Origin of the sequence: Prevotella sp. P6B4 (genome assembly GCF_000619985.1) — a bacterium.
Classification (GTDB): Bacteria; Bacteroidota; Bacteroidia; order Bacteroidales; family Bacteroidaceae; genus Prevotella.
The window spans coordinates 86,710-111,976 of sequence record NZ_JHVE01000011.1 but is presented as its reverse complement, the minus strand read 5'-3'; the positions used below and the strand labels follow the sequence as shown (position 1 = coordinate 111,976).

Genomic DNA, 25,267 nt, shown 5'->3' with positions numbered 1-25,267 from the left:
TTTTAGTATGAAAAGAATATCAAATTGGGCAGCTGTTTCGCTTATTGCCTTATGTAGCTGTTCGCAGGATTTTACCGTTCCCGACGCCACTGAAGAGATCAGAAAGAATGCAGAGAACATTTTCGGTCTGATCGATCCGGAACAGGATTGGCGCACAGTCACATCAGGAAAGGTTTCCATCACCGCCGATGCAGACATGTCGGACATTGCGAAGGTCCAGATCCTCACAGAGTCGCCCTTCTTCAATGGCGACCCAAAGATTCTGGCAGAAGCCGAAGTTTCATCAGGACAGACCGTCACATTAAACTATGATGCTCCAAGAGGCTATGAGAAGCTGATTGCTGCTTGTGTTGACAGCAAAGGGCACCACTTCATCAAGAGTTTCGACCTGAACGCCACAGAGGTCAGCTTTGGCACAACAGCCAATGCTCGCAGATTAGCTACCAGAAGCGATAACACCATTGATGTGAGCAATCTGAAACTTGACGCCACCAGCGCTCAAAGAACGCTGAATGCTTACAGAAACATTTTCGCCAACCTTACCAACCAGACTGGCGAGACCTACATGCAGAACGCAAGTCAGAATAACAACATTTACATATGGGCCGACACCAAGTGGGAGAACGAAATGATCTGGAAGCTCTCAAGCACCAGCTCTGCTAACGGAACATGGAATGTAGTTAATGGCACGATTGTCAGAGCTACAGGTCCTATTGATGCCAGCGAAGTCACTGAACTACAAGCCATATTCAATAATTTCATCCCAAACAAATCTGGTGTTACATACAAAAAACAGCACAACAACCTGAAAAACATCAGCGAAAGTTCTGCTGTCAGATTCTTCAACAACCATTTGACCAGTGATGGCAGTCCTATCATCATCACGCCCGTACAAATGAGTTCTACCGACATGAAGTACTGCGAGTTGTATTACTATTATTACAACCCCGACAATATGCCAGAGGGCATGACCGAGACTGAATATGTCAAGCAGCTGCCGAAATTCAAAGCCATGCAATGCCAGTATACCAAAGATGCGTCGAATATAACGAATGAGGCCGACTTCTTCAAAGTTCACCAGTATCTGTTGCCATATTATGGCGACCAGAGCCTTTTGAAGTCAGGCGAATGCACAACCGACGGAAAGGTATATCGCATCCGCAATGGTGCCACCTACAAGTCGTCATCATTCTACTTAACCTCATATCCTAACAAAGTAGGATACTACGATGATAAGATGGCCACACGCTATGACGACGACGCCACCAATATCAGCAATCAGTTATGGCAGATATTCACGACAGACGACGGCAAGACCGTTCTCTACAACATCGGCTCTGGAAAATGTCTTATTAAAGCTTATGATTTCCTTTCTTCGAACGAGACGTGGGGCACCTTCCTTACCGACTATATGCCAGCGGTAAAGGAGAATTCCTTCATTTCCGACGAGACGAATAACGTATGCCATTTCTGGCTCAGCAACGACAAGACCCAGGCACTCGGTTCGAATGTGGGCAAGCACAATCTTCGTGTTGCCACCAATAAGACAGCCTCGGCCAATGGCGCCCAGATTGACTGGTATTTAGAGGAATATGGAGGCAACCAGAACATCAACAAGCTGACCAGCCTTACATTAGAAGGCGCTCCTGAAACCAACAATACAGCCATCAGCGCATCCATGCCAAAAGGCTACAGAGTGGGCTTCATGATGAGAAAAATCAACGTTCCACGTGAAGGTAAGACCTTCCAGGCCTACATCAATACCGTCAACAACGGTTGCACGTATGGCTATGGCGAGCTCAACAGCGTCATCAACAACTTCCCCGGGCACTTTGGCGATTCAAAGAAATATTATTTTATGGATGATAAGTCCCCACGTATCGCGATGTTCAACGCCAACAACAAGACCTATCTGGCATTTGAGGATGGTAACGACAGTAACTTCAGCGATATGATTATCGAGGTGGAAGGCAACAGCGGCAAGATGTTTGACGATGTATATGAAGTGAAGGATATGGCCTACACGATGTGTTTTGAGGACCGTCCGAATATAGCCGACTACGACATGAACGACGTTGTATTACGCTGCGTCCGCCTGTCGCCCACCCAATTACAGTTGACTCTGATTGCAACTGGTGCTAACGACCAGGTATATCTGAATGGTATCGCAGGTAATTGTATCAGTGGTACCGACCTGAACGATAAAGAGGTACACGCGTTGTTTAATGTCTCAACCAGTACATTCGTCAACACCCAGCCTTCAGCAACAGCTGTACCATGCGTATCAGCCGTTTACGAGGTTAGCGAAGCAACAAGAATACCTCAGTTCTTAGACGACATCTATATCAAGAACTATAGTATGGCAGGCAACGAGATTCACGTCCCACAGAAAGGCGAGCCTCCATTTGCTCTGATCATACCAGGCGACTTCGACTATCCAGCAGAGCGCATCAGCATCATCGATGCCTACAGCGCTTTCAGGACATGGGCCAACAACGCCTACAACTATGGCGCCTGGTTGGAGTCGTATGACAGTTCCAAGTTATATGTGAACCCCTATAACAAATAAGCAAGAACTTACATAAAAATAAGAGATTGTAGCAGAAATCACGCTACAATCTCTTTTTTTTAATAAAAAAAGCAAAATAAGGTTGGATTCTCATATAAGTTTTGTAACTTTGCACTTCGAAAATATTAATTCTAATTTTAAAGGTTATGAAGATTTCGCACATTGAGCATCTGGGCATTGCCGTCCAGAGCATTGAGGAAAGCCTGCCGTATTTTACCGACGTGCTGGGTCTGGAGTGTTATGCAACAGAAGTAGTTGAAGACCAGAAAGTGAAGACTGCCTTCCTGCGTTGCGGCGAGGTGAAGCTGGAGCTTCTGGAGCCCACATCACCTGAGAGCACCATCCAGAAGTGGCTCGACAAAGGCAACAAGGGCGTACATCATGTAGCCTTCTGTGTAGAGGATGGCGTAGCCAAAGGTCTGGCCGAGGTTTCTGAGAAGGGCGTACGCCTGATTGACGAGAAGCCACGCAAGGGCGCCGAGGGACTGAACATTGCCTTCCTGCATCCAAAGTCAACATGTGGCATTCTGACTGAGCTCTGTGAGCACCCTGAGTAATCATTAAGAAAGTATATTCTCAAAATTTTAATAAAGAAATGAGCAAACAATTAGAAAAAATCAAGCAACTCATCGAGAAGCGCGAACAGGCCCGTCTCGGTGGTGGTGAGAAAGCAATTCAGAAACAGCACGATCGTGGCAAGTACACCGCTCGTGAGCGCATTGACATGCTGCTTGACGAGGGTTCGTTCGAAGAGTACGATATGTTTAAGGAGCATCGCTGCCATAACTTCGGTATGGAGAAGAAGCAATTCCTTGGTGATGGTGTAGTAGCAGGTTCGGGTACCATCGACGGCCGTCTGGTATTCGTCTTCGCACAGGACTTCACCGTACACGCAGGTTCTCTGTCAGAGACCATGAGCCAGAAGATTTGCAAGGTCATGGATATGGCCATGAAGATGGGTGCCCCTGTTATCGGTATCAACGATTCGGGTGGTGCACGTATCCAGGAGGGTATCAACTCGCTGGCTGGTTTCGCTGAGATTTTCGAGCGTAACATTCTGGCATCAGGTGTTATCCCACAGATTTCAGGTATCTTCGGTCCTTGCGCCGGTGGTTCTGTTTACAGCCCTGCTCTGACCGACTTCACTCTGATGATGGAGGGAACCTCATACATGTTCCTCACAGGTCCAAAGGTTGTAAAGACCGTTACCGGCGAGGACATCGACCAGGAGCACCTGGGCGGTGCATCGGTTCACGCTACCAAGTCGGGTGTTACCCACTTCACAGCTAAGACCGAGGAAGAGGGTCTGCAGATGATCAAGACTCTGCTGAGCTATATCCCATCAAACAACATGGAGACCGCTCCTTCTAAACCATGCGACGACCCCATCAACCGTATGGAGGACACATTGAACGAAATTATCCCAGAGAACCCCAACGAGGCATACGATATGTATAAGGTTATCGCTGCCATCACCGATAACGGCGAGTTCTTCGAGGTACAGCCTAAGTTCGCCAAGAACATCATCGTAGGTTTCGCTCGCTTCAACGGTCAGAGCGTAGGTATCGTAGCCAACCAGCCTGCTTGCTACGCTGGTGTACTCGACGTTAACGCCAGCCGTAAGGGTGCCCGTTTCGTTCGTTTCTGCGACGCCTTCAATATTCCTATCGTATCACTCGTTGACGTTCCAGGATTCCTGCCTGGTACAGGTCAGGAGTACAACGCAGTTATCCTGCACGGTGCTCAGCTGCTCTACGCTTACGGCGAGGCAACTGTGCCCAAGATTACTGTTACTCTGCGTAAGTCGTACGGTGGTTCTCACATCGTTATGGGTTCTAAGCAGTTGCATACCGACCTCAACTACGCATGGCCATCAGCCGAGATCGCCGTTATGGGTGCATCAGGTGCTGCTGCCGTACTGTATGCTAAGGAGGCTAAGGCCAAGAAAGAGGCTGGCGAGGACGTTAAGGCATTCATCGCTGAGAAGGAGGACGAGTACAACGAGCTCTTCGCTAATCCTTATCAGGCTGCCAAGTACGGCTACATCGACGATGTCATCGAGCCACGCAACACTCGTTTCCGCATCTGCCGCGGTCTGGCCCAGCTCGCTACCAAGCGCGACTCGCTGCCCGCTAAGAAACATGGTAACATACCTATGTAATTGATATTAAATAATATGAATAAAGAAGTATATGCTGCTATTGCCCTGGCCCTGCACGAGCATCTGGGTAACAACGTTCACGACGTTGAAACGGGCATTATAACAATTAACGCGCGCCCCACTCAGTGGAACGGCTACGCGCAAACATTCACTCAACATCCCTAAAAATGAAAGAATACAAGTATACCATTAATGGTAATAAGTACGAGGTTGTGGTAGGCGACATTACTGATAACATCGCTACCCTGACCGTTAACGGCGAAGAGTACACCGTAGAAATGGAGAAACAGGCTGAACCTGAGAAGAAGAAGCCAGTAGTTAAGGCTGCAGCCACAGCTGCTGCCGACGACGCTCCTGCAGCTAACAAGGGCGCTGTAAACAAGGCTAATGCCGTAAAGGCTCCTCTGCCTGGTGTTATTACCGACATCCTGGTGGCCGAGGGCGACGAGGTAAAGGCTGGCGACACAGTCATTGTACTTGAAGCCATGAAGATGGCCAACAACCTGGCTGCCGAGAAGGATGGTAAGGTTACAGCTATCTGCGTAAAGATTGGTGAGAGTGTAATGGAGGACGATGCTCTGGTAGTTATCGAGTAAGATTACACCTTATATAAAATGAAATCCCTGCCATCACCAAGTGGCAGGGATTATTTTTATCTATTATCGTTTGCGAACGCTCATTCTGTACTTATCTGTCAGTTCGATATGCATCACCCGTGTAAAGCCATCAGCAAACGGCGGAATGGCCAACGCCACATGTCCCATCGTACGGCGCAGATTAATCTCCACACAAGGATGCAACAGGAACCCGTCCTTATCCTCTGTCGACACAATCATCATGTCAACACCAAACGGGCCTTGGTATTTCCCTTTGAAGTTTTCGCCTAAGCAATGGCATACTTTTTCTTTAACTACCATCAGTAAATCAATTGGTATATAGCGACTTATCATTTCCTGCTTTTCATCTTCTTTCGTTATCAGGTTGCCCGTATAAGCCCCATTCTTAGTCAGAAACAGCGACAAGCCCAGATACTTCACGCAGCCCTCACCATCGCTTTCGAACTCCATACCGAAGTCCTTCACCTTATGATAGTAAGGCTCTACAACCACTGCACCCTGTTTCTCAACGATATTCTTGATCCAGCGCTCTTGATAGTCGTCGATAGAGCCCGTCATAAAGCGCACCCCTCGCCCACTACTGCTCCAGGGTGCTTTCACCACGATGTGTCCATGCTGTTCCAACTGCTGTTTCACGCCGGCTATGGTAGTCACACAGCACGACGTGCCGATAGTACCTGGCATCTGCAAGTGACTCAGCAATTCTACTGCCTGCATGCGATGCGACAGTTCGCGTATCTCAGCTATCTCATCCTCTGTTGGTACAGCCTCTACGCCATAGCGCAACAGGAAGGCCCGCAGGGCAAGATCCCAGCCCCATGGTTCCACCTTATTAATATATAAAGAACATAGTTGCGATTTATCCACAAACTTTTTGGGCGTTCCACCCACTTTGGCCCGCAGACGTCCATACTGCCTGACAGCCTTCTCCACATCATCCACCAGAATATAATCTTCATCGCCAGCCCAAAGCGCTGGGATATATCCCAGATCATATCTCAACTTCCTTCCGGCATGCGGTGCTGTGAAATTTGAGAGGTTTGCAGCTAATGCAAGGTCATGTTCTGGATTAAACACGTATAATTTTGCCATTTTCATCAATTTTGGCGCAAAATTACTACTTTTTTTTGAGATTTTGCAAGTTAGACTTTGCAATTTAAGATAAAATGTGTATCTTTGCAGCACTTTTAAAAGTAAGAAGAAACAAATCAAGCAGGAATGGAAGCTTTTTTCAGGACGCACAGATATCTCGTAGAGCATGTAAATGCACCGGTTCGTCGCATTCTAATGGATGAGATTGACTGGAACGACCGTATGATAGGTATCAAAGGTACACGAGGTATCGGCAAGACCACTTTTCTACTTCAATACGCCAAGGAGAATTTTGATATACTCGACAAGCAATGTCTGTATATCAACATGAACAATTTCTATTTCCAAGGCCAGGGCATAGCCGACTTTGCCGGTAAGTTCTACAAGCATGGCGGTCGCGTATTGCTCATCGATCAGGTGTTCAAGCAGCCCAACTGGAGCAGCGAGCTTCGCAAGTGCTACGACCTGTATCCCAACCTGAAGATCGTGTTCACCGGTTCGAGCGTGATGCGCCTGAAGGACGAGAACCCCGAGTTGAATGGCATCGTGAAGAGCTACAACCTGCGCGGACTATCTTTCCGCGAGTTCATCAACCTGATGACAGGCAACAACTTCCAGCCCTACACACTCGACGAGATCCTGCAGAACCACGAGCGCATTATCAAGCAGATTCTGCCCAAGGTATCGCCCAACCGTTACTTCCAGGACTATATCCATCATGGTTTCTACCCCTTCTTCCAGGAGCATCGCAACTATAGCGAGAACCTGCTGAAGACGATGAACATGATGACCGAGGTAGATATTCTGCTCATCAAGCAGATAGAGCTGAAGTATCTTACAAAGATCAAGAAGCTGTTCTATCAGATAGCCGAAGAGGGACCAGCCAAGACGCCAAACGTAAGCAAGCTGGCTCAGGACATCGAGACCAGTCGTGCCACCGTGATGAACTACATCAAGTATCTCACCGATGCCCGACTGCTCAACCTGATATACCCCGTAGGTCAGGACTTCCCCAAGAAACCAGCCAAGATTATGCTCCATAACTCCAACCTGATGTACGCCATCTATCCTATTCAGGTGGACAAACAGGAGGCTATGGAGACCTTCTTCGTTAATTCGATGTGGAAGGACCACAAGGTGAACACCAGCAGCACACGCGACGCCAGCTTTATCGTCGACGAGAAACTGAAGTTCCGTGTGATGGATGCTAAAGCGCCAGGCAAACAGCGCACATCGCCCGACGTAATCTACGCCCGTTATAACACCGAGATAGGCGTTGGCAATCAGATACCGCTATGGTTATTGGGATTTTTATATTAAGAGTCTATTAAGTTACACAAAATAGTTATTCATTTTTATAGTTAAAACAATGGCTAAAGAAAAGAAGTTTATCACCTGTGATGGTAACGAGGCAGCAGCTCACGTGAGCTACATGTTCTCGGAGGTAGCTGCTATCTACCCCATCACCCCGTCTTCGCCAATGGCGGAGCATGTTGACGAGTGGGCTGCCCGCGGTCGCAAGAACCTGTGGGGCCAGAACGTCTCAGTTCAGGAAATGCAGTCAGAGGCTGGTGCTGCTGGTGCCGTTCACGGTTCGCTGCAGGCTGGTGCCCTTACTACTACCTTTACCGCATCTCAGGGTCTGCTCCTGATGATTCCTAACATGTATAAGATTGCTGGTGAGCTGATTCCATGCGTATTCGACGTATCTGCCCGTACGCTAGCTTCACACTCACTCTGTATCTTCGGCGACCACCAGGACGTTATGGCATGCCGTCAGACCGGCTTCGCTATGTTCTGCTCTGGTTCTGTACAGGAGGTGATGGACCTCACAGCTGTTCCTCACCTGGCTACTCTCGAGACCTGCGTACCATTCGTTAACTTCTTCGATGGTTTCCGCACCTCTCACGAGTACCACAAGATTGAGATGATGGATCAGGAGGATATCCGTCCATTGGTTAAGGAAGAGTTCGTTAAGCGTTTCCGCGATCGTGCCATGAGCCCTGAGCGCCCTGTTACCCGCGGTACAGCCGAGAACCCCGAGACCTTCTTCACACACCGTGAGGCCAGCAACCCCTACTACGATGCTGTTCCCGAGGTTGTAGAGAAGTACCTGGGTGAGATCTCAAAGATCACCGGCCGTGAGTATCACCTCTTCTCTTACTATGGAGCCGAGGATGCCGACCGCATGATCATCCTCATGGGTTCTGCTACCGATGCTGCTCGCGAGGCTATCGACTACCTGAACGCAAACGGTCAGAAGGTTGGTATGATTTCAGTTCACCTGTATCGTCCATTCTCTGTTAAGCACCTGTTAGCAGCTGTTCCTAAGACCGTTAAGAAGATTGCCGTTCTCGACCGTACCAAGGAGCCCGGCGCAAACGGAGAGCCTCTGTACCTCGACGTGAAGGATGCCTTCTTCGATGTTAAGGATCGTCCTGTTATCGTTGGTGGCCGCTACGGTCTTGGTAGCCGCGACACCACCCCTGCTCAGATCATCAGCGTGTTCAACAACCTCGCTATGCCCGAGCCCAAGAACCACTTCACCATTGGTATCGTAGACGATGTTACCTTCACCTCTCTGCCCGAGGTTGAGGAGATTGCCCTCGGTGGTGCTGGCATGTTCCAGGCCAAGTTCTATGGTCTGGGTGCTGATGGTACCGTAGGTGCTAACAAGAACTCAGTTAAGATTATTGGTGACAACACCGACAAGTACTGCCAGGCTTACTTCTCTTACGACTCTAAGAAGTCGGGAGGTTTCACCTGCTCTCACCTGCGTTTCGGTGATACACCTATCCGCTCTACCTACCTGGTAACTACACCTAACTTCGTAGCTTGCCACGTTCAGGCTTACCTGCACATGTACGACGTTACTCGCGGTCTGCAGAAGAACGGTCAGTTCCTGCTGAACACCATCTTCGATGCCGACGAGCTCGAGAAGTTCATGCCAAACAAGGTAAAGCGCTACTTCGCTCAGAACAACATTACCGTCTATACCATCAACGCTACCAAGATTGCACAGGAGATTGGTCTGGGTAACCGTACCAACACCATCCTGCAGAGCGCATTCTTCCGTATCACCGGCGTGATCCCCGTAGAGCTCGCTGTTGAGAAGATGAAGGCTGCTGCCCTGAAGTCTTACGGTGCTAAGGGTCAGGACGTTGTTGATAAGAACTATGCCGCTATCGATCGTGGTGGCGAGTATGTTCAGCTCACCGTTAAGCCTGAGTGGGCCAACCTGGCTGATGATGAGGTTAAGGCCGACGATGCACCTGCATTCGTTAAGGAGCTGGTTCGTCCTATCAACGCTCAGGCCGGCGACCTGCTGAAGGTTTCCGACTTCGTTAAGCACAACACCGTTGACGGTTCTTGGGAGGTTGGTACAGCCGCTTACGAGAAGCGTGGTGTAGAGGCCTTCGTTCCAGTATGGAACAAGGACAACTGTATCCAGTGTAACCAGTGTGCTTACATCTGTCCTCACGCAGCCATCCGTCCATTCGTTCTCGACGACGAGGAGCTGAAGGGCTTCGCCGCCGCTGCCGACACCCTCGAGATGAAGGCTCCTGCCGCTATGAAGGGCATGCACTTCCGTATCGAGACCTCAGTACTCGACTGTCTGGGTTGCGGTAACTGTGCCGACATCTGCCCAGGCAATCCTAAGACCGGTAAGGCCCTCACCATGGCTCCATTCAATCCTGATGCAGCCGACATGGTTCAGGAGGCTAAGAACTGGGAGTACCTGGTTAAGAATGTTAAGTCAAAGCAGAACCTCGTCGACATCAAGAGCAATGTTAAGAACTCACAGTTCGCTCAGCCTCTGTTCGAGTTCTCAGGCGCTTGCTCTGGTTGCGGTGAGACACCATATGTTAAGCTCATCTCTCAGCTGTTCGGTGACCGCCAGATGATTGCCAACGCTACCGGATGTTCTTCTATCTACTCTGCTTCTATTCCTTCTACTCCTTACACCAAGAACGAGAAGGGTCAGGGTCCTGTATTCAACAACTCTCTGTTCGAGGACTTCTGCGAGTTCGGTCTGGGTATGGCCCTTGGTAACAAGAAGATGAAGGAGCGCGTAGCTAAGCTGCTTCAGGAGATGATCGACAGCGACAAGACCAGCGCCGAGTACAAGGAGCTGGCTCAGGAGTGGATTGCCAATCAGGACGATGCCGAGAAGACCAAGGAGATTGCTCCAAAGCTTCGCGAGCAGATCGCCGCTGGCGCAGCCACTGGTTGCCCCGTATGCACCGAGCTGAAGACCCTCGACCACTATCTCGTAAAGCGCAGCCAGTGGATCATCGGTGGTGACGGTGCTTCTTACGATATCGGTTACGGTGGTCTCGACCACGTGATTGCTTCTGGTGAGGACGTTAACATCCTCGTGCTCGATACTGAGGTTTACTCTAACACCGGTGGTCAGGCTTCTAAGGCCACACCTCTTGGTGCTATCGCTCAGTTCGCTGCTCAGGGTAAGCGCATCCGCAAGAAGGATCTGGGTATGATCGCTACCACTTACGGTTATGTATATGTGGCTCAGATTGCGATGGGTGCTGACCACGCTCAGACCCTGAAGGCCATCCGCGAGGCCGAGGCTTGGCACGGACCTTCAATCATCATCGCCTACGCTCCATGTATCAACCACGGTCTGAAGGCCAAGGGTGGTATGGGTAAGAGCCAGGCCGAGGAGAAGAAGGCTGTTGAGTGCGGTTACTGGCACCTGTGGCGCTTCAACCCAGCTCTGGCTGAGGAAGGCAAGAACCCATTCTCACTCGACTCTAAGGAGCCTAACTGGGAGAACTTCCACGACTTCCTGCTCGGTGAGGTTCGTTACCTGTCTGTTAAGAAGGCTTATCCTAACGAGGCCGAGGAGCTCTTCGCCGAGGCACAGCGCATGGCTCAGCTCCGCTACAAGAGCTACATCCGCAAGTCTCAGGAGAACTGGGAGGACTAATCCCCCACTCCATACTATAATCAAAGGAGCATCCATCACAGGGTGCTCCTTTTTTTGTTACTAAACAGTTCTTCACCACTACATACAATATCTGGAAGAGATTAAGATACCAATGTCGTAGGATGGACGTTTGCGATTGACAGGTTCTACCAGATTTTCGAACAACAAGGCTTTGGTCACCTTGTGAGCCTCACCTCTATTGGCGGTCTGCGAGGCGAAGCAATGGCCAAAGGCGATGCCTGTTTTGGTTGATGCCAGTCGAAAAAGTGACCAAGCAAATCATGATGGCCATTAAGCAAAAGAAAGCTAAAGCCTACGTCACCAAACGTTGGCATATCCTTGCCTGCATAATCAAATGCCTACCATATACGATATATAAAAGAATATAGAGGTCGACACTATCGCTCCCTGCTCTTGATACGGGAGCGCATGCTGCGCACCGAGGTGCGCTTCACATCGAGGGCGGCGGCGATGGCTGCATCGTCGTAGTGCAGATCGTCCTGCATAATCAGGAAGATGTACTGCGCCGTTGACAGTCCGCTGTATTTGCGTTGCCACTCCTGCCAGCGTTTGGGACGAAGCTGCGAGAAATAGTCAACTAACGACTGCTGCTCCTTGGCGGTAGCCTCGGCGATGGGCTGGCGCTGCTGTAGCTGGTTGAACATCTGCGTGCCCACCAGCAACGTATTGGAGATGTGCTCCATGCGCCCCTCCAGTTCATCGATTTTGGTGCGATGGTTGCTGAGGCGCTGCGCATCCTCGTCCAGTCGGTTGCTCAATCGACGCACCTTACGGCGATGTATCAGCAGACCAGTAGCAATGGCAAGCGTCACAACCACTATCAGCGCTATGATCAGACTCTGCATCCACGATAAGCGATAATCAAACTCCTTGGTCTGCCGTACCTCATCGAACTTCTGCTGCCAGTCATCCATCTGCATGGCACGATTCACGTATTTCATAGAGTCGTCATACGCCTGAATCTGTGCTTTGGTTTCCAAGGTCAGTTCCTTATCGCCAGTCAGTTCATAGAGCTCTGAAAGTAGCTCCATGCATTTCATCCGTGTCTTCTGATCGCGGTCTGGCATATCCATCTCCACCTTCAGCAGTCGGATAGCCTTATCATATTGTCCCTGGGCCTTACGAATGCGCGCCAGCGTCAGGAAACCTATATTTTCATAAGATGATGTGCCTTCCCATTTCTTCATATAGGAAAGTGCTTTCTCTTCATCGCCATGCTCCTGGAAAACGATAGCAGCTGTAGCATAAATACTTGGCAACAAGCTTGAATCGGCATGCTTTTCTAATCTGAGCGTCCTGTCTAAATACACACATGCGCTATCCAACTGATCCAGATCAGCATAAGCGTTGGCACATATCAACAGGTTCTTCAGCATCATCACGCTATCGTTGAGGGCCATGCTATTGTCCAACCACTTACGGGCATAGCGCAAGGATTGCTGACGATTATGGCTGATGATATTGACGTGGTGCAGGATGTCGTAGACACGGTTTTTCAGATCCTTATCGTCGGCATGCTCCGCAATGGTCTCAGCCATCTTAAAGTCGATGATGGCATCCTGCATGTTGTCATAGCGATACATTCTGAGCATGCCTCTGTAATAATAGGCACGCCCGCGATGCCACTCGTCGCCATGCAGGTTGTAATAGGCTATGCTGGCTGATATCAGCGAGTCGTTGTCAACGATATTGATACCATGAATCTTGTAGGCCACAATCGTTTTCAGCAGTCCGTACTCAGCCCTGTCAGCATCCGTCAGCGCATCAGATTGCACCTTACCTAATATGGTATATGCTTTATTGGGCTTATCTTCTACCAGCCCCCAGGCCTGCTTCAGCAGCGGGTGCTGTCGTTCGGTACATCCTACCATGATGGTTATGGACATCAGTATGATCAATAGTTTCTTCATAACGATTGCAATTACGTTGCAAAAATACAGTCTTTTCTTCATATTTACAAACTTTCATGGCGTTTTTCGCATCTTTACCCCGTCCCTCTCAGCCACTTTATCTGCAACTCTCATTTATCTATACCGTTCAATATCAACTATTTAGCACAAAAACCATTGCAACACCCACTCTATCATTTTTCCAGAAAAAAACTTGCACGATTAGCCCATTCATCATAACTTTGCCAGCGGCATAAGCCCAATCAATCAATTAAAAAACAATATGATTATGAACAAAAAAACTATCATCACCATCGTGTTAACCCTCGTAGTTATAGCAGGGTTCGCACAAACAAAGACAGCTACCATCACAGGTTATTCACCCGCAATAAAAGACGGCACATTGGTGTTTGCCGGTACGGGTACTATTGAAACTGTTGTCGACACCGTACAAGCAGGACGTTTTGCCTTCACGCTACCCGTCGAAGCAATCACCGAATGTTCTATCAGTTTAATCGGCGAAGGCTGCCCCACTTATATGTTAACCATCTTTCTACGTCCTGGGGTAACTGTGAAGCTATCGGGCACCGACTGCCTATATCCCTTATGGAAAGTAGAGAGCTCCGTACCAGAGCAACAGACCCAAAACCGATTGACCGAGCATTGCCGCGAAGTGATAAAAGAATTGATGCAGATGGAACTGAATCATAAGCCTTGGACTGAGATGGAAACAGTTGAAACGAAATTAATGAAGCTCCGTATGGACCTTCTTCCCTCACTACCTATAGATGCAGCTACTATCAACGCACTATGTGGCATAGCCATAACCGCCAAAAACGCCAAAGACTTTCCATACATGGAGCAGTTGAAGAATTTAGAGAAGACCATAGCTACCCGTGCGCCAAAAGGCTTTGAAGAGCGACTTATCGAAATACACAATAATGTGTATCCACCACGCATATTGCAGGTAGGAGCTGAAGCCATGGATGCCGAGCTAGTTGATATGCAAGGGCAGAAACATCATCTGTTCGAAGCCTTTACCAATGGCAAATACGTATTACTCGACTTCTGGGGCATTGGGTGTGATCCTTGCATGATGTCTGAATCTGAGATGAAAGAATTCTACGGAAAAATGAAGGATCAGCTGGAAATCATCGGTATCAATCTAAACAAGCTCTCAGAGTTTCAGAAGCATGAATTCAGCAAGCGCATTATCTGGAAGAACTGGAACAACGCCTCGAAGGACATCTGTAGCAACTATTGTGATGTAATCGCCATGCCTTACTACGTATTAATCTCGCCCGACAAGCGTATCGTTTGGAAAACCATGGGGTATAACTATGGATATTTTATGGGTATGGCCGATGCATTAAATGGCCCCAAACAGGACAACAGCGCCAACCTCTCGCTGGTTATCCAGAAAGTTGCTGCTAATAACAACAGTACTACCATCAGTATGCGCTATTACACCCATAAGGGCTATTGGTTCCGTATTGTCAAAGAGTCATATCTTTCAGCTAACGGCAAAAAATACAAACTTACAGCAGCCGATGGCATCAAACTCGATGAAGACAACTATCCCCAAGTGAAAGCTACTGAATCCACTAACGAGATTCTTGGCAACATCTACTACAGCGACTTCACCCTCACCTTCGAGCCATTCGACACCCTACCCGCCACCTTCGACTTCAAGGAGGGCGACGTAGAAGGCGCCTTTGTCATCAGGAATGTTTCCTTACCAAGTAGCCATTAAGTGATGGAGCATGGTGGTGCTCTCGCCACATGAACCGGTGTGCTGTATGGCAATGCCACCAAAGGGCAATGGCGCTATAGTAGCGCTGAGATCTACCACATGAGGCAGCGTGCTGTCCTGGGGCATTGGCGTAACAGTCTCAACGTGGGCGCGCAACAAGTCGCCCTTAACAGTCAGGCTGATGGTACACCCTGTACGATAGCAGGTGGAACTGATGGCATCGGATATCGGCATGACCGTTCCGTTCTGATACTTCACGAGGTAGAAATCCACAGCCTTGGCATGCTTGGTGGTGCGGATGATACGCAACCCATAGCCTGTGAGCGTTTGGGTGTCGAACTTCAGACACACGTCCATATACTGTCCTGTGGCAGAACCGAAACCTTGCCCGGCTGTCTTCGTGGGATCTACCTGCAGGGTCAGCGTCATGTCGGTATAGGTGCCTTCGGCAGGTGTGTACATCAGTCGGGCGCCACGCTGAGCCTGCAGCAGCCCCTTGCCCACGGCGCCGTTAAAGCCCTCGCCATATGCCCACATGGGCTTCTTGGGGTCGAAAGTCCATGGATATTCGGCGGTGTCGGCTGGCTTGTAGCCATCGGCCTGCCAGGCATCGGGCACAAGACCTTGGCTCGACTGGCAACGAACATCGCTGAAATCGGTTTCTAAGCAGTAAGGCGCCTTGATGTCCTTAGCCGTTATCGGCCTGCTTACTATCTGAGTCAGCATTCCTTTCACACTCCGTGAGTGGGCAGGACGTATGCTCACCACCAGCCGGCGACCAACATCGCTGGGGCGCAGCTTGTAGGTATGCTGAGGGCCATTGTTGCTATCGGCCAGAACAGCCTCCTGCAGACAGTCGTCGCTATCAAGTCGCCCCCAGACGATGCGCGAGACATCCTCTCTGCCCTGCAGGTTGAGCTGATAGCCAACACGCGCCACACCATCCTTGATACTGATTCGAGGAGCTTTCAAAAAGGTTGGCGCAGGTAACAAGGGAGGCTGTACCGTCACTTGGCATACGGCAACAGCAGACATACCTTCGCCATCAACAGTCATGGCCGTCACAGGGAAGCTGATAGGGTCGTCCACGAAATCGCAGGCGATTGAAACCGTCACCGAGTCGCCGGTCGATGTGTCGAGCGTAGCTATCTGGTTGTAGGGCGGCTGTATCAGCCACTCCACCTTCCTGCCATCAGAGCGCACATGGAGCTTGAGTGGCTGACCTCCCACCAGCATCTCCGCTTCGTGGCGATTGATGGCCAGATACGGCGGCTCGTCGGGTTGCAGCCACAGCGAGTCGATCACGATGGTATTCTCCTGCTGGCGACTGCCTATGATATAAGGTTTACCATTCAGCGTAAAGTTCTTCTGATAGCATCGCAGCCATTTCTGGGGATAGCCAGTCCAGCCGATATAGATGCTGTCAGAGGGCGCATGGTAGCGGCAGTCGATGAGCGCGAGGGGCCCGCCCTGCTTGCAGAAGAACATCTCGCGGTTGTTACCCTTCACGTTGAAGTCGCAATCCACAAACATCGCGCCCCTACCGAACGTGCTCCAGAAGGGTTTCTGCCCGTAAAGGTCTATGTCGCAATGTCGATAGACGGCTGTACCGTTCATGGCATCGTCGGTACACTCAAAGTGGCAGTTCTCATAGTATGAGTGATCGGCGCCGTTCAGCGGGTTGAGGTTCAATCTACTGATAAAGCGCACGTTGCGGGCCGTCAGCCATTTACCATGCACATAGCCTACATGAGCCTGGGTGATGGCATCGCTACGTTTCTTTCGCGAGAGCGCAGGGTTGAGCGGATAGTCCAGGTCCACGTTACAGTAGTTGCCCAGCGTCAGATTCTCCACCACCAGCGAGTCGCTCCAGATGTCGAGCATGGTAAAGTTGCCGACAGCCCCCTGCGTCTGTCCGCGTTGGGCTGCCAGCACGGTATTCTGTGCTAGAGTGTCGAGCCCGACAATACGCAGCTGGCGGCACTTTACAACACAACCGAAAGGCTCTCGCCCATCCTTGCCCACTTTGATCTCCGGATCGTCAGGATTGTCAACCCAATAAACCCCAGGCGCCACATACAGTATGCAGCTGTCGCCCAGATGGTTCACAGCCTCCTGAAAAGTCCGGAAGCAATAAGCTGCGTTTTCATTCTGATCCAGATTGGCATCCAACAGCAGATGGTGCTGATCCAGCTGCGGTCTCTTCACGCTCTGTGCCCCGGCTGTTCCAACTGCCATCAAAAGCAATACTGCACACAGGCACCACCAGTTATGGTTATTATTCATCATTTTCATATCGCCTGCAAATATACAATAAATTAAGTAAATGTAACCAAAACGTAACCTCAATTATTTGCAAGCTAATCAATATTTGCGTATCTTTGCCATCGAAATCATTAAAATACAAAACTATGACATTTGAAATCGTATTAAGACTCTTAGGGTCGCTCGCACTTCTCATCTATGGCATGAAGACGATGAGCGATGCCCTACAGAAAATGGCAGGATCAGGACTACGACATATCCTTGGACGAATGACCACCAACCGTTTTACCGGCATGCTGACAGGCACATTTGTTACCTGCGCCGTACAGTCGTCGTCGGCCACTACGGTCATGACGGTATCGTTCGTGAGTGCCGGACTGCTCACCCTGTCACAAGCCATCTCGGTCATCATGGGTGCCAATATCGGTACCACGCTTACGGCATGGATTATGTCGCTGGGTTACAACCTCAACCTGAGCGTAGTGGTGTTCCCAGCCTTCTTGGTAGGCATGGTGCTCATTTACAAAAAGCGCCATCGCTATGCTGGCGAATTCCTGTTTGGATTAGCCTTTCTGTTCTGGTCGCTGGTGATGCTGAGTAGCGCAGGTAAGGATATGGATCTGCAGCACAATGCCCAGGTGGTAAGCTTCTTTGCATCGTTCGATACCAGCAGTCATCTTACCATTTTTATCTTCCTGATTGCAGGCACACTCATCACCTGTATCGTACAGTCGTCGGCAGCCGTCATGGCCATCACCATCCTGCTCTGCTCTACTGGCGTACTGCCTATCTATATGGGTATAGCCTTGGTGATGGGCGAAAACATCGGCACCACCGCCACGGCCAATCTGGCAGCACTTGGAGCAGGCATCGAGGCCCGACGCGCAGCATTGGCACATCTGCTGTTTAACGTGTTCGGTGTGGCGTGGGTGCTGATAGTATTCTATCCGTTCGTGGATTTGGTGTGCAGCATCGTTGGCTACAATCCTGCGATAGGCTCACATACAGCGCTTCTGCCGGTGGTGCTGGCCATGTTCCATACCTGTTTCAACGTACTCAACACCGCTTTGCTCATTGGTTTCATCCCCCAGATGGAGCGCATCGTGTGTCGTTTACTTCCCGATCGCCAGCAAACCAAGCCCCATGCCACCCTCCACTTTATCGATGGCGGCGTAATGGCCACCCCCGAAATATCTATCCTGCAGGCACAGAAGGAGATTATCCATTTTGCCGAGCGCATGCAACGTATGTTTGGCATGACGCGCACCTTGATCGACGAAAAGGACAAGAAGGAGTTTGAGCGCCAGTACGAACGTATCGAACGCTACGAAAGCATTGCCGACAATATGGAGATAGAGATCGCCACCTATCTTGAGCAGGTAAGTAATGAGCACCTTTCCGATGCCACCAAGGATAAGATACGCATGATGTTCCGCCAGATTGGCGAACTCGAATCTATAGGCGACGCCTGTTATAAGATGGCGCGAACCATCAAGACCCTACGTGATAACCGCGAGGACTTTACAGCTACGCAATATACACGTTTGCGCGACATGCAACATCTGGTAAACGAGGCGTTAACCCAGATGATAGTGGTACTGAACGGTCGCCACGAAAACCTGACCATCGATGCTTCGCGGGATATCGAGACCGACATCAACACGATGCGCGACAATATCAAGGCCCAGGCCATCAGCGATGTTAACAGCCATACTTACAGTTACACGCTTGGCACACTATATACCGACATTGTAGCCGATTGCGAGAAACTGGGCGATTACGTGATGAACGTGGTAGAGGCACGCCTGGGTAAACGCTATCAGACCTACAATAGCCTGAAGATGAATGTAGATCGCCGAACCGTCACCATCGATGGTCAGCCCATCAGTCTTACCCGTACCGAGTTCGACCTTCTGTACCAACTGCTCACTCACCGCAACCACGTGCTCACCCGCCAGCAGCTCATAAGCACAGTATGGGCCGATGTCATCGTCACCGAACGCACGGTTAATGTTCACATCACCCGCCTGCGCAAAAAGTTGGGCCTCTACGCCCAGAACATCGTCAGCCGCCAGGGCCATGGCTATGTGTTCGAGGGGTAGTGGTTTATTCGACCGGTTTATTGTCGTTGAACATTTGAATCTCTTCGTTGATTAAGCCGTCCTTTCATGGGCGGCTTTTCAGTGGATAGTATTCTTCAAAGGAAGTGAACCAACGGGTATTCAAGAAATAACTATAGTTACTTATTATACAAATTCAGTGTATTTGTGTATCAAATTCAGTGTATTTGTGTATCAAATTCAGTGTATTTGAATAACAAATTCAGTGAATTTGTTTTGTGATTTTAGTGTTTTTTTAGATAAATAATTTGGAATCGGCTTTCAAATATATTATCTTTGCAGCAAAAACGAATTATGGCTATACAGTACAGACTCCTACAGAACAAAATCAAGGGTAGTAAGAACTATGGTAAGTATTACGCTCACACCGTGAAGCAAGGTGTTATCTCATTGGAGGACATCGAGGAGATGATTGAGGAAAACTGCACAGCGAAAGCCTCCGATGTCAGACTTGTGCTACGCGAGCTGTTTGATACTGTGAAGTTCTACATGCAGAACGGCTATACCGTAGATTTGAAAGAGATGGGCAAGTTGTCAATCTCTGTAAAGAGTGTATGCGTTGATAATCCAAAGGAATTCAGGCGCGATCGACATATTACTGGTTTTAAATGTAATTATACGCCTGAAGGCAAACGTTATAGCGCCATTGGTCCAGACAAGAACGGACATATCCATCGCAGCATTCTGGATGGATGCGAAGCCGTTGAAACACATTATTATCATACATCAAAGAAATAACTGTATCAGCGGACAAAAAAATAATAGCGACGTAAATATTTGCGTAATTCACAAAAAAGTAGTACCTTTGCAGCCGATTTTGCAATAGGTATTATTTTTTTATATAAAACTCAAATTTGATTTATGCGTAAAGAATGGCGTGGTTTTAAAGGAACCAAGTGGACCGAAGAGGTCAATCTCAGAGACTTTATTCAGAACAACTACACAGCTTACGAAGGCGACGAGTCTTTCTTGGCTGAGCCTACTGATGCCACCAACGTGTTGTGGGGACGTCTGCAGGAGCTTCAGAAGGAGGAGCGTGCCAAGGGTGGCGTGCTCGACATGGAGACAGAGATCGTATCGAGCATGACAGCTTATGGCCCTGGCTACATCGACGAGAGTAAGAAGGACCTGGAGAAGGTAGTTGGTCTGCAGACCGATAAACCCCTGAAGCGCGCCTTCATGCCTTTTGGCGGCATCAAGATGGCTGAGCAGGCTTGCACTAACTACGGTTACAAGCCATCAGAGAAGCTGCACGAGATCTTCACAAAATATTGCAAGACTCACAACGATGGCGTATTCGATGCTTACACCGAGGAGATGAAGCACGTACGTCACAACCACATCCTGACCGGTCTGCCCGACACCTATGGTCGTGGCCGTATCGTGGGCGACTACCGTCGTGTAGCTCTCTACGGTATCGATTTCATCATCGCCGAGAAGGAAGCCGACAAGCGCAACTGCGGTGCCGGTGTGATGAGCGACGATATCATCCGTCAGCGTGAGGAGATCTCGATGCAGATCAAGGCCCTGAAGGAGATGAAGGCGATGGCACAGATCTACGGCTTCGACATCTCACAGCCTGCCAACAACGCCCGCGAGGCTGTACAGTGGCTGTACTTCGGCTATCTGGCTGCCATCAAGACCCAGAACGGTGCTGCCATGTCAGTAGGTCGTGTATCTACATTCCTCGATATCTACATCCAGCGTGATATGGAAGAGGGCACACTCACCGAGGCCGAGGCACAGGAGCTCATCGACCACCTGGTAATGAAGTTCCGCATGGTGAAGTTCGCACGTATCCCATCATACAACGAGCTCTTCTCGGGCGACCCCGTTTGGGCTACACTCGAAGTGGGCGGTATGGGCATGGACGGACGCCACATGGTGACCAAGAACGACTACCGTTTCCTCCATACCCTGGAGAACATGGGTCCTTCACCCGAGCCAAACCTCACCGTACTTTACTCGCCACGCCTGACCGAGAACTTCAAGAAGTATGCTGCGATGATCTCGGTTAAGACCAGCTCAATCCAGTACGAGAACGACGAAGTGATGCGTCCTGTATGGGGCGACGATTATAGCATCTGCTGCTGTGTAAGTGCTACACAGACTGGTAAGGAGATGCAGTTCTTCGGAGCACGCGCCAACCTGGCCAAGTGTTTCCTGTATGCATGTAACGGTGGTGTCGACGCCAAGACCCGCGAGCAGGTTGCTCCAGGTTTCCGCCCCATCAAGGACGAGTACCTCACATGGGATGAGCTGGCTCCACGCTTCGACCAGGCTATGGACTGGCTGGCCGGTGTGTATGTGAACACCCTGAACCTCATCCACTACATGCACGATAAGTACTTCTACGAGGCTGCCGAGATGGCCCTCATCGATACCAACGTGCGCCGCACATTCGCTACCGGTATCGCCGGATTCTCACACGTGGTCGACTCTATCTCGGCTGTGAAATACGCCAAGGTGAAGATGATCCGCGACGAGGAGGGATTCAACGTGGACTACGTGGCCGAGGGCGACTTCCCACGCTACGGTAACGACGACGACCGCGCCGACGAGATCGCCGTATGGCTGCTCAAGACCTTCGTCAAGAAGATCCGCAAGCACGCCACCTATCGTAACGCTACCCCAACCTGCTCTATCCTCACCATCACCTCAAACGTGGTTTATGGTAAGTACACAGGTAACCTGCCCGACGGACGCCGTGCCGGTACCCCACTCTCTCCTGGTGCCAACCCAAGCTACGGTGCCGAGAAGAACGGTCTGCTGGCTTCGCTCAACTCAGTGGCCAAGCTGCCTTACGAGTATGCACTCGACGGTATCTCAAACACTCAGACCATCAGTCCAAGCGCCCTGGGTCAGAACGACGACGAGCGCGCCAACACCCTGGTTCGCGTGATGGACGGTTACTTCAGCCGTGGTGCCCACCACCTGAACGTGAACGTGTTTGGTATCGAGAAGCTGCGCGACGCCATGGAGCATCCCGAGAAGCCCGAGTACGCTAACTTCACCATCCGTGTATCTGGTTACGCCGTGAAGTTCATCGACCTCACCCGTGAGCAGCAGGAGGATGTTATCGCACGTCAATCTCACGAGAGCCTGTAATGAGTAGTACAGGCTATATACACTCTACCGAATCCTTTGGCTCCGTTGATGGGCCAGGGATTCGGTTCTTGATTTTCATGCAGGGTTGTCAGATGCGTTGTCGCTACTGCCACAACCCCGACACCTGGCGCCTGGGTTCCGACACCTGTGGCACCCCCACTACAGTCGACGAGCTGCTCAATAAGGCCGAGCGCTACCGCAGCTACTGGGGGCCTGATGGCGGCATCACCGTGAGCGGCGGCGAGGCCCTGCTGCAGATCGACTTCCTCATCCAGCTGTTCGAAGAGGCCCACCGGCGCGGCATCAACACCTGTCTCGACACCTCAGCCCAGCCCTTCACCCACCAAGAGCCCTTCTTCGCCAAGTTCGAGCGCCTGATGCAGGCCACCGACCTGGTGCTGCTCGACATCAAGCACATCGACAGCGAGCGCCACCGCTGGCTCACAGGCCACGGCAACGAGCCCATCCTCGACTGCGCCCGCTATCTCTCAGACATCGAGAAACCGGTATGGATACGTCACGTGCTCGTCCCCGGCATCACCACCGACGAGGCCCAGCTCACCCAGCTGCGCCGCTTCATCGACACGCTCACAAACGTGCAGCGCGTAGAGGTGCTGCCCTACCACACCCTGGGCACCTTTAAGTGGGACAACCTGGGCATCGCCTACACCCTGAAGGATACCCAGCCCCCCACCGCCGAGCAAACAGCCCGCGCCCGCGAAATCCTCGGCGCAAAGTAAAATCCCCGCCGCAAAGCAAAAAAAACAAGTGCAGCGCCATCAAGGTTGCTGCACTTGTTTTGTTTATGGGGGATAACGGATTATCCGCCGAAGTTATCGTACATGATCGACTCGGGATCTACGCCGAGCGAATCGAGCATGCCCACAACGGCCTTCGACATAGGGCCAGGACCGCACATGTAGTACTCGATATCCTCGGGAGCCTCGTGGTTCTTCAGATAGGTCTCGTACATCACATTGTGCACAAAGCCCGGGGTGTACTTCACGCCAGCAGCATCGGCTGCGGGGTCGGGACGGTCGAGCGCCAGGTGGAAGTGGAAGTTGGGGTACTCCTTCTCCAGGCCCAGGAAGTCGTCCAGATAGAACACCTCGTTGAGCGCGCGGGCACCATAGAAGTAGTGCATCTCGCGATCCTTGGTGTGGAGGGTCTTGGTCATGTGCATGATCTGCGCACGCAGAGGCGCCATACCGGCACCACCACCAACCCAGATCATCTCCTTCTTCGAGTCGAAGTGTGGGTGGAAATCGCCGAAAGGACCGCTCATGATCACCTTGTCGCCGGGTTTCAGCGAGAAGATATAAGATGAAGCGATACCAGGGTTCACATCCATGAAGCCCGAACGGTCGGCCTTGAATGGAGGTGTGGCGATACGCACGGTGAGCATGAACACATCACCCTCGGCAGGATAGTTGGCCATTGAGTAGGCACGGATGGTGTCCTCGGGGTTCTTACACTTGAGTGGGAACAGACCGAACTTCTCCCATGCAGGCAGATACTCGTCGCCAATCAGGCTCTTGTCGAAATCCTTATCATAGTCGATGCAATCGAACTTAGGAATCTTGATCTGGGCATACGAGCCAGGCAGGAAGTCCATATGAGCGCCGGCAGGCAGCTGCACCTTGAACTCCTTGATGAAGGTAGCCACGTTCTTGTTAGAGATCACGGTACACTCGTACTCCTTAACACCCAGGATCGACTCATCTACATGAATCTTCAGGTCGCCCTTCACCTTGCATTGGCAGCCCAGGCGCCAGTGGTCCTTGATCTGCTTGCGCGAGAAGTGAGGCTTCTCTGAGTCGAGAATCTCGCCGCCACCCTCGAGCACCTGCACCTTACACTGGCCACAGCTGGCCTTACCGCCACAGGCTGAAGGCAGGAAGATGCCGTTCTCGTTGAGTGTGGCCATCAGGTTGTTACCCTGTGGCACGTTGAGCACCCTGTCGCCGTTAACTGTAATATTCACATTGCCGCTGGGGCTCAGATACTTCTTGGCCACCAACAGGATAACCACCAGCAAGATGATTACCAGGAGGAACACTCCTATACTATATGCTATAAACTGTGCCATACCTTATTAAATGTTTAAGCCAGAGAAACACATCATCGCCATAGCCATCAGGCCCACGGTGATAAACACGATGCCGAGGCCCTGCAGGGGCTTGGGCACATCCGAATACTGCATCTTTTCGCGAATGGCACCCATGGCCACGATGGCCAGCGCCCAACCGATACCAGAGCCGAAGCCGTAGATCACGGCATCCCATACAGAGGTGATGGCCTGCGAGTTAGAGGGATCCATCAGGATGCGCTGCTGCATGAACAGCGAAGCACCCATGATAGCGCAGTTAACGGCAATCAGAGGCAGGAAGATACCCAGCGCGGCATAGAGCGAGGGCGAGTACTTCTCGACCGTCATCTCTACCAGCTGCACCATACCTGCGATGACAGCGATGAAGAGGATAAAGCTGAGGTAGCTGAGATCCACACCCTCAACGAGGCAGTCGGGGCCCAGCACCTTAGTCTGCAACAGATAGTTGACGGGAACGGTAACGGTGAGCACGAAGGTCACAGCGAGACCGAGTCCCAGCGAAGTCTTCACCGTCTTCGACACAGCCAGGTAAGAGCACATGCCGAGGAAGAAAGCGAAGATCATATTGTCGACGAAGATCGACCTGAACAGTAATGATATTGCGTGTTCCATAT

Annotated in this window: 17 protein-coding genes and 1 pseudogene; 13 read left to right on the top strand and 5 right to left on the bottom strand. The window is 50.7% G+C overall.

The annotated features are described in order from the left end of the window. Positions 1–7: 7 nt before the first annotated feature. The 5 genes from T491_RS0108945 to T491_RS0108925 all read left to right on the top strand — a co-directional run bounded on the left by T491_RS0108945 (position 8) and on the right by T491_RS0108925 (position 5,326). Positions 8–2,569, top strand: a complete 2,562-nt coding sequence (locus tag T491_RS0108945; protein ID WP_028903588.1) for a DUF4842 domain-containing protein — start codon at positions 8–10, stop codon at positions 2,567–2,569. Positions 2,570–2,715: 146 nt separating this feature from the next. Continuing rightward, on the top strand, positions 2,716–3,126 hold the full coding sequence (gene mce, locus T491_RS0108940; RefSeq protein WP_013064811.1) for a methylmalonyl-CoA epimerase: 411 nt from the start codon (positions 2,716–2,718) through the stop codon (positions 3,124–3,126). A 38-nt stretch (positions 3,127–3,164) separates the two neighbouring features. Next, the gene (locus T491_RS0108935) at positions 3,165–4,730 is read left to right on the top strand and encodes an acyl-CoA carboxylase subunit beta (protein ID WP_028903587.1); all 1,566 of its coding nucleotides are present in this window, start codon (positions 3,165–3,167) and stop codon (positions 4,728–4,730) included. Positions 4,731–4,745: 15 nt separating this feature from the next. Next, positions 4,746–4,895 (top strand): hypothetical protein, encoded by a 150-nt coding sequence (locus T491_RS17900; RefSeq protein ID WP_197018838.1) that lies wholly within the window; start codon positions 4,746–4,748, stop codon positions 4,893–4,895. A 2-nt stretch (positions 4,896–4,897) separates the two neighbouring features. After that, positions 4,898–5,326, top strand: coding sequence for a biotin/lipoyl-containing protein (locus tag T491_RS0108925; protein WP_028903586.1), 429 nt, complete (start codon positions 4,898–4,900; stop codon positions 5,324–5,326). 63 nt (positions 5,327–5,389) lie between these two features. Here the strand turns inward: T491_RS0108925 and T491_RS16120 are convergent, their stop codons facing one another. Beyond that, entirely contained in the window at positions 5,390–6,439 is a 1,050-nt protein-coding gene (locus T491_RS16120; protein WP_036915770.1) for a hypothetical protein, read from the bottom strand. A 126-nt stretch (positions 6,440–6,565) separates the two neighbouring features. On the opposite strand from T491_RS16120, the gene T491_RS0108915 reads away from it, so the two are divergent. Further along, entirely contained in the window at positions 6,566–7,759 is a 1,194-nt protein-coding gene (locus tag T491_RS0108915) for an ATP-binding protein (RefSeq protein WP_028903585.1), read from the top strand. 49 nt (positions 7,760–7,808) lie between these two features. Beyond that, complete coding sequence (gene nifJ / locus T491_RS0108910; protein ID WP_028903584.1) at positions 7,809–11,387, top strand: pyruvate:ferredoxin (flavodoxin) oxidoreductase; 3,579 nt, start codon at positions 7,809–7,811, stop codon at positions 11,385–11,387. 398 nt (positions 11,388–11,785) lie between these two features. Here nifJ and T491_RS0108900 read toward each other — a convergent pair whose 3' ends face one another. Then, entirely contained in the window at positions 11,786–13,318 is a 1,533-nt protein-coding gene (locus tag T491_RS0108900; protein ID WP_028903583.1) for a M48 family metallopeptidase, read from the bottom strand. A gap of 262 nt (positions 13,319–13,580) precedes the next feature. Here T491_RS0108900 and T491_RS0108890 point away from each other — a divergent pair, with 262 nt between their 5' ends. Then, complete coding sequence (locus T491_RS0108890; protein WP_081773313.1) at positions 13,581–15,050, top strand: TlpA disulfide reductase family protein; 1,470 nt, start codon at positions 13,581–13,583, stop codon at positions 15,048–15,050. Here T491_RS0108890 and T491_RS16115 read toward each other — a convergent pair. Further along, positions 15,033–17,345: a hypothetical protein gene (locus T491_RS16115; RefSeq protein WP_051523072.1), complete on the bottom strand. Its 2,313-nt coding sequence runs from the start codon at positions 17,343–17,345 to the stop codon at positions 15,033–15,035. The genes T491_RS0108890 and T491_RS16115 overlap by 18 nt on opposite strands. A gap of 116 nt (positions 17,346–17,461) precedes the next feature. On the opposite strand from T491_RS16115, the pseudogene T491_RS16110 reads away from it, so the two are divergent. The 5 genes and pseudogenes from T491_RS16110 to pflA all read left to right on the top strand — a co-directional run. Continuing rightward, positions 17,462–19,132 (top strand): annotated as a pseudogene (locus T491_RS16110) (Na/Pi cotransporter family protein); the annotation flags it as partial. A gap of 24 nt (positions 19,133–19,156) precedes the next feature. Next, a complete protein-coding gene (locus T491_RS18075) occupies positions 19,157–19,417 on the top strand; it encodes a winged helix-turn-helix domain-containing protein (RefSeq protein ID WP_231480226.1) in 261 nt (86 codons plus the stop codon). A 312-nt stretch (positions 19,418–19,729) separates the two neighbouring features. Beyond that, a complete protein-coding gene (locus T491_RS0108875) occupies positions 19,730–20,173 on the top strand; it encodes a DNA-binding domain-containing protein (protein ID WP_028903581.1) in 444 nt (147 codons plus the stop codon). A 123-nt stretch (positions 20,174–20,296) separates the two neighbouring features. Continuing rightward, entirely contained in the window at positions 20,297–22,543 is a 2,247-nt protein-coding gene (gene pflB, locus T491_RS0108870; RefSeq protein ID WP_028903580.1) for a formate C-acetyltransferase, read from the top strand. Beyond that, entirely contained in the window at positions 22,543–23,283 is a 741-nt protein-coding gene (pflA, locus tag T491_RS0108865) for a pyruvate formate-lyase-activating protein (RefSeq protein ID WP_197018837.1), read from the top strand. The genes pflB and pflA overlap by 1 nt, the downstream gene beginning before the upstream one ends. Positions 23,284–23,363: 80 nt before the next feature. Here the strand turns inward: pflA and nqrF are convergent, their stop codons facing one another. Both nqrF and nqrE read right to left on the bottom strand, forming a co-directional pair. After that, the gene (gene nqrF / locus T491_RS0108860; protein WP_028903578.1) at positions 23,364–24,632 is read right to left on the bottom strand and encodes an NADH:ubiquinone reductase (Na(+)-transporting) subunit F; all 1,269 of its coding nucleotides are present in this window, start codon (positions 24,630–24,632) and stop codon (positions 23,364–23,366) included. Between the two features lie 6 nt (positions 24,633–24,638). Further along, positions 24,639–25,265, bottom strand: coding sequence for an NADH:ubiquinone reductase (Na(+)-transporting) subunit E (nqrE, locus tag T491_RS0108855; protein ID WP_028903577.1), 627 nt, complete (start codon positions 25,263–25,265; stop codon positions 24,639–24,641). Positions 25,266–25,267 lie beyond the last annotated feature (2 nt).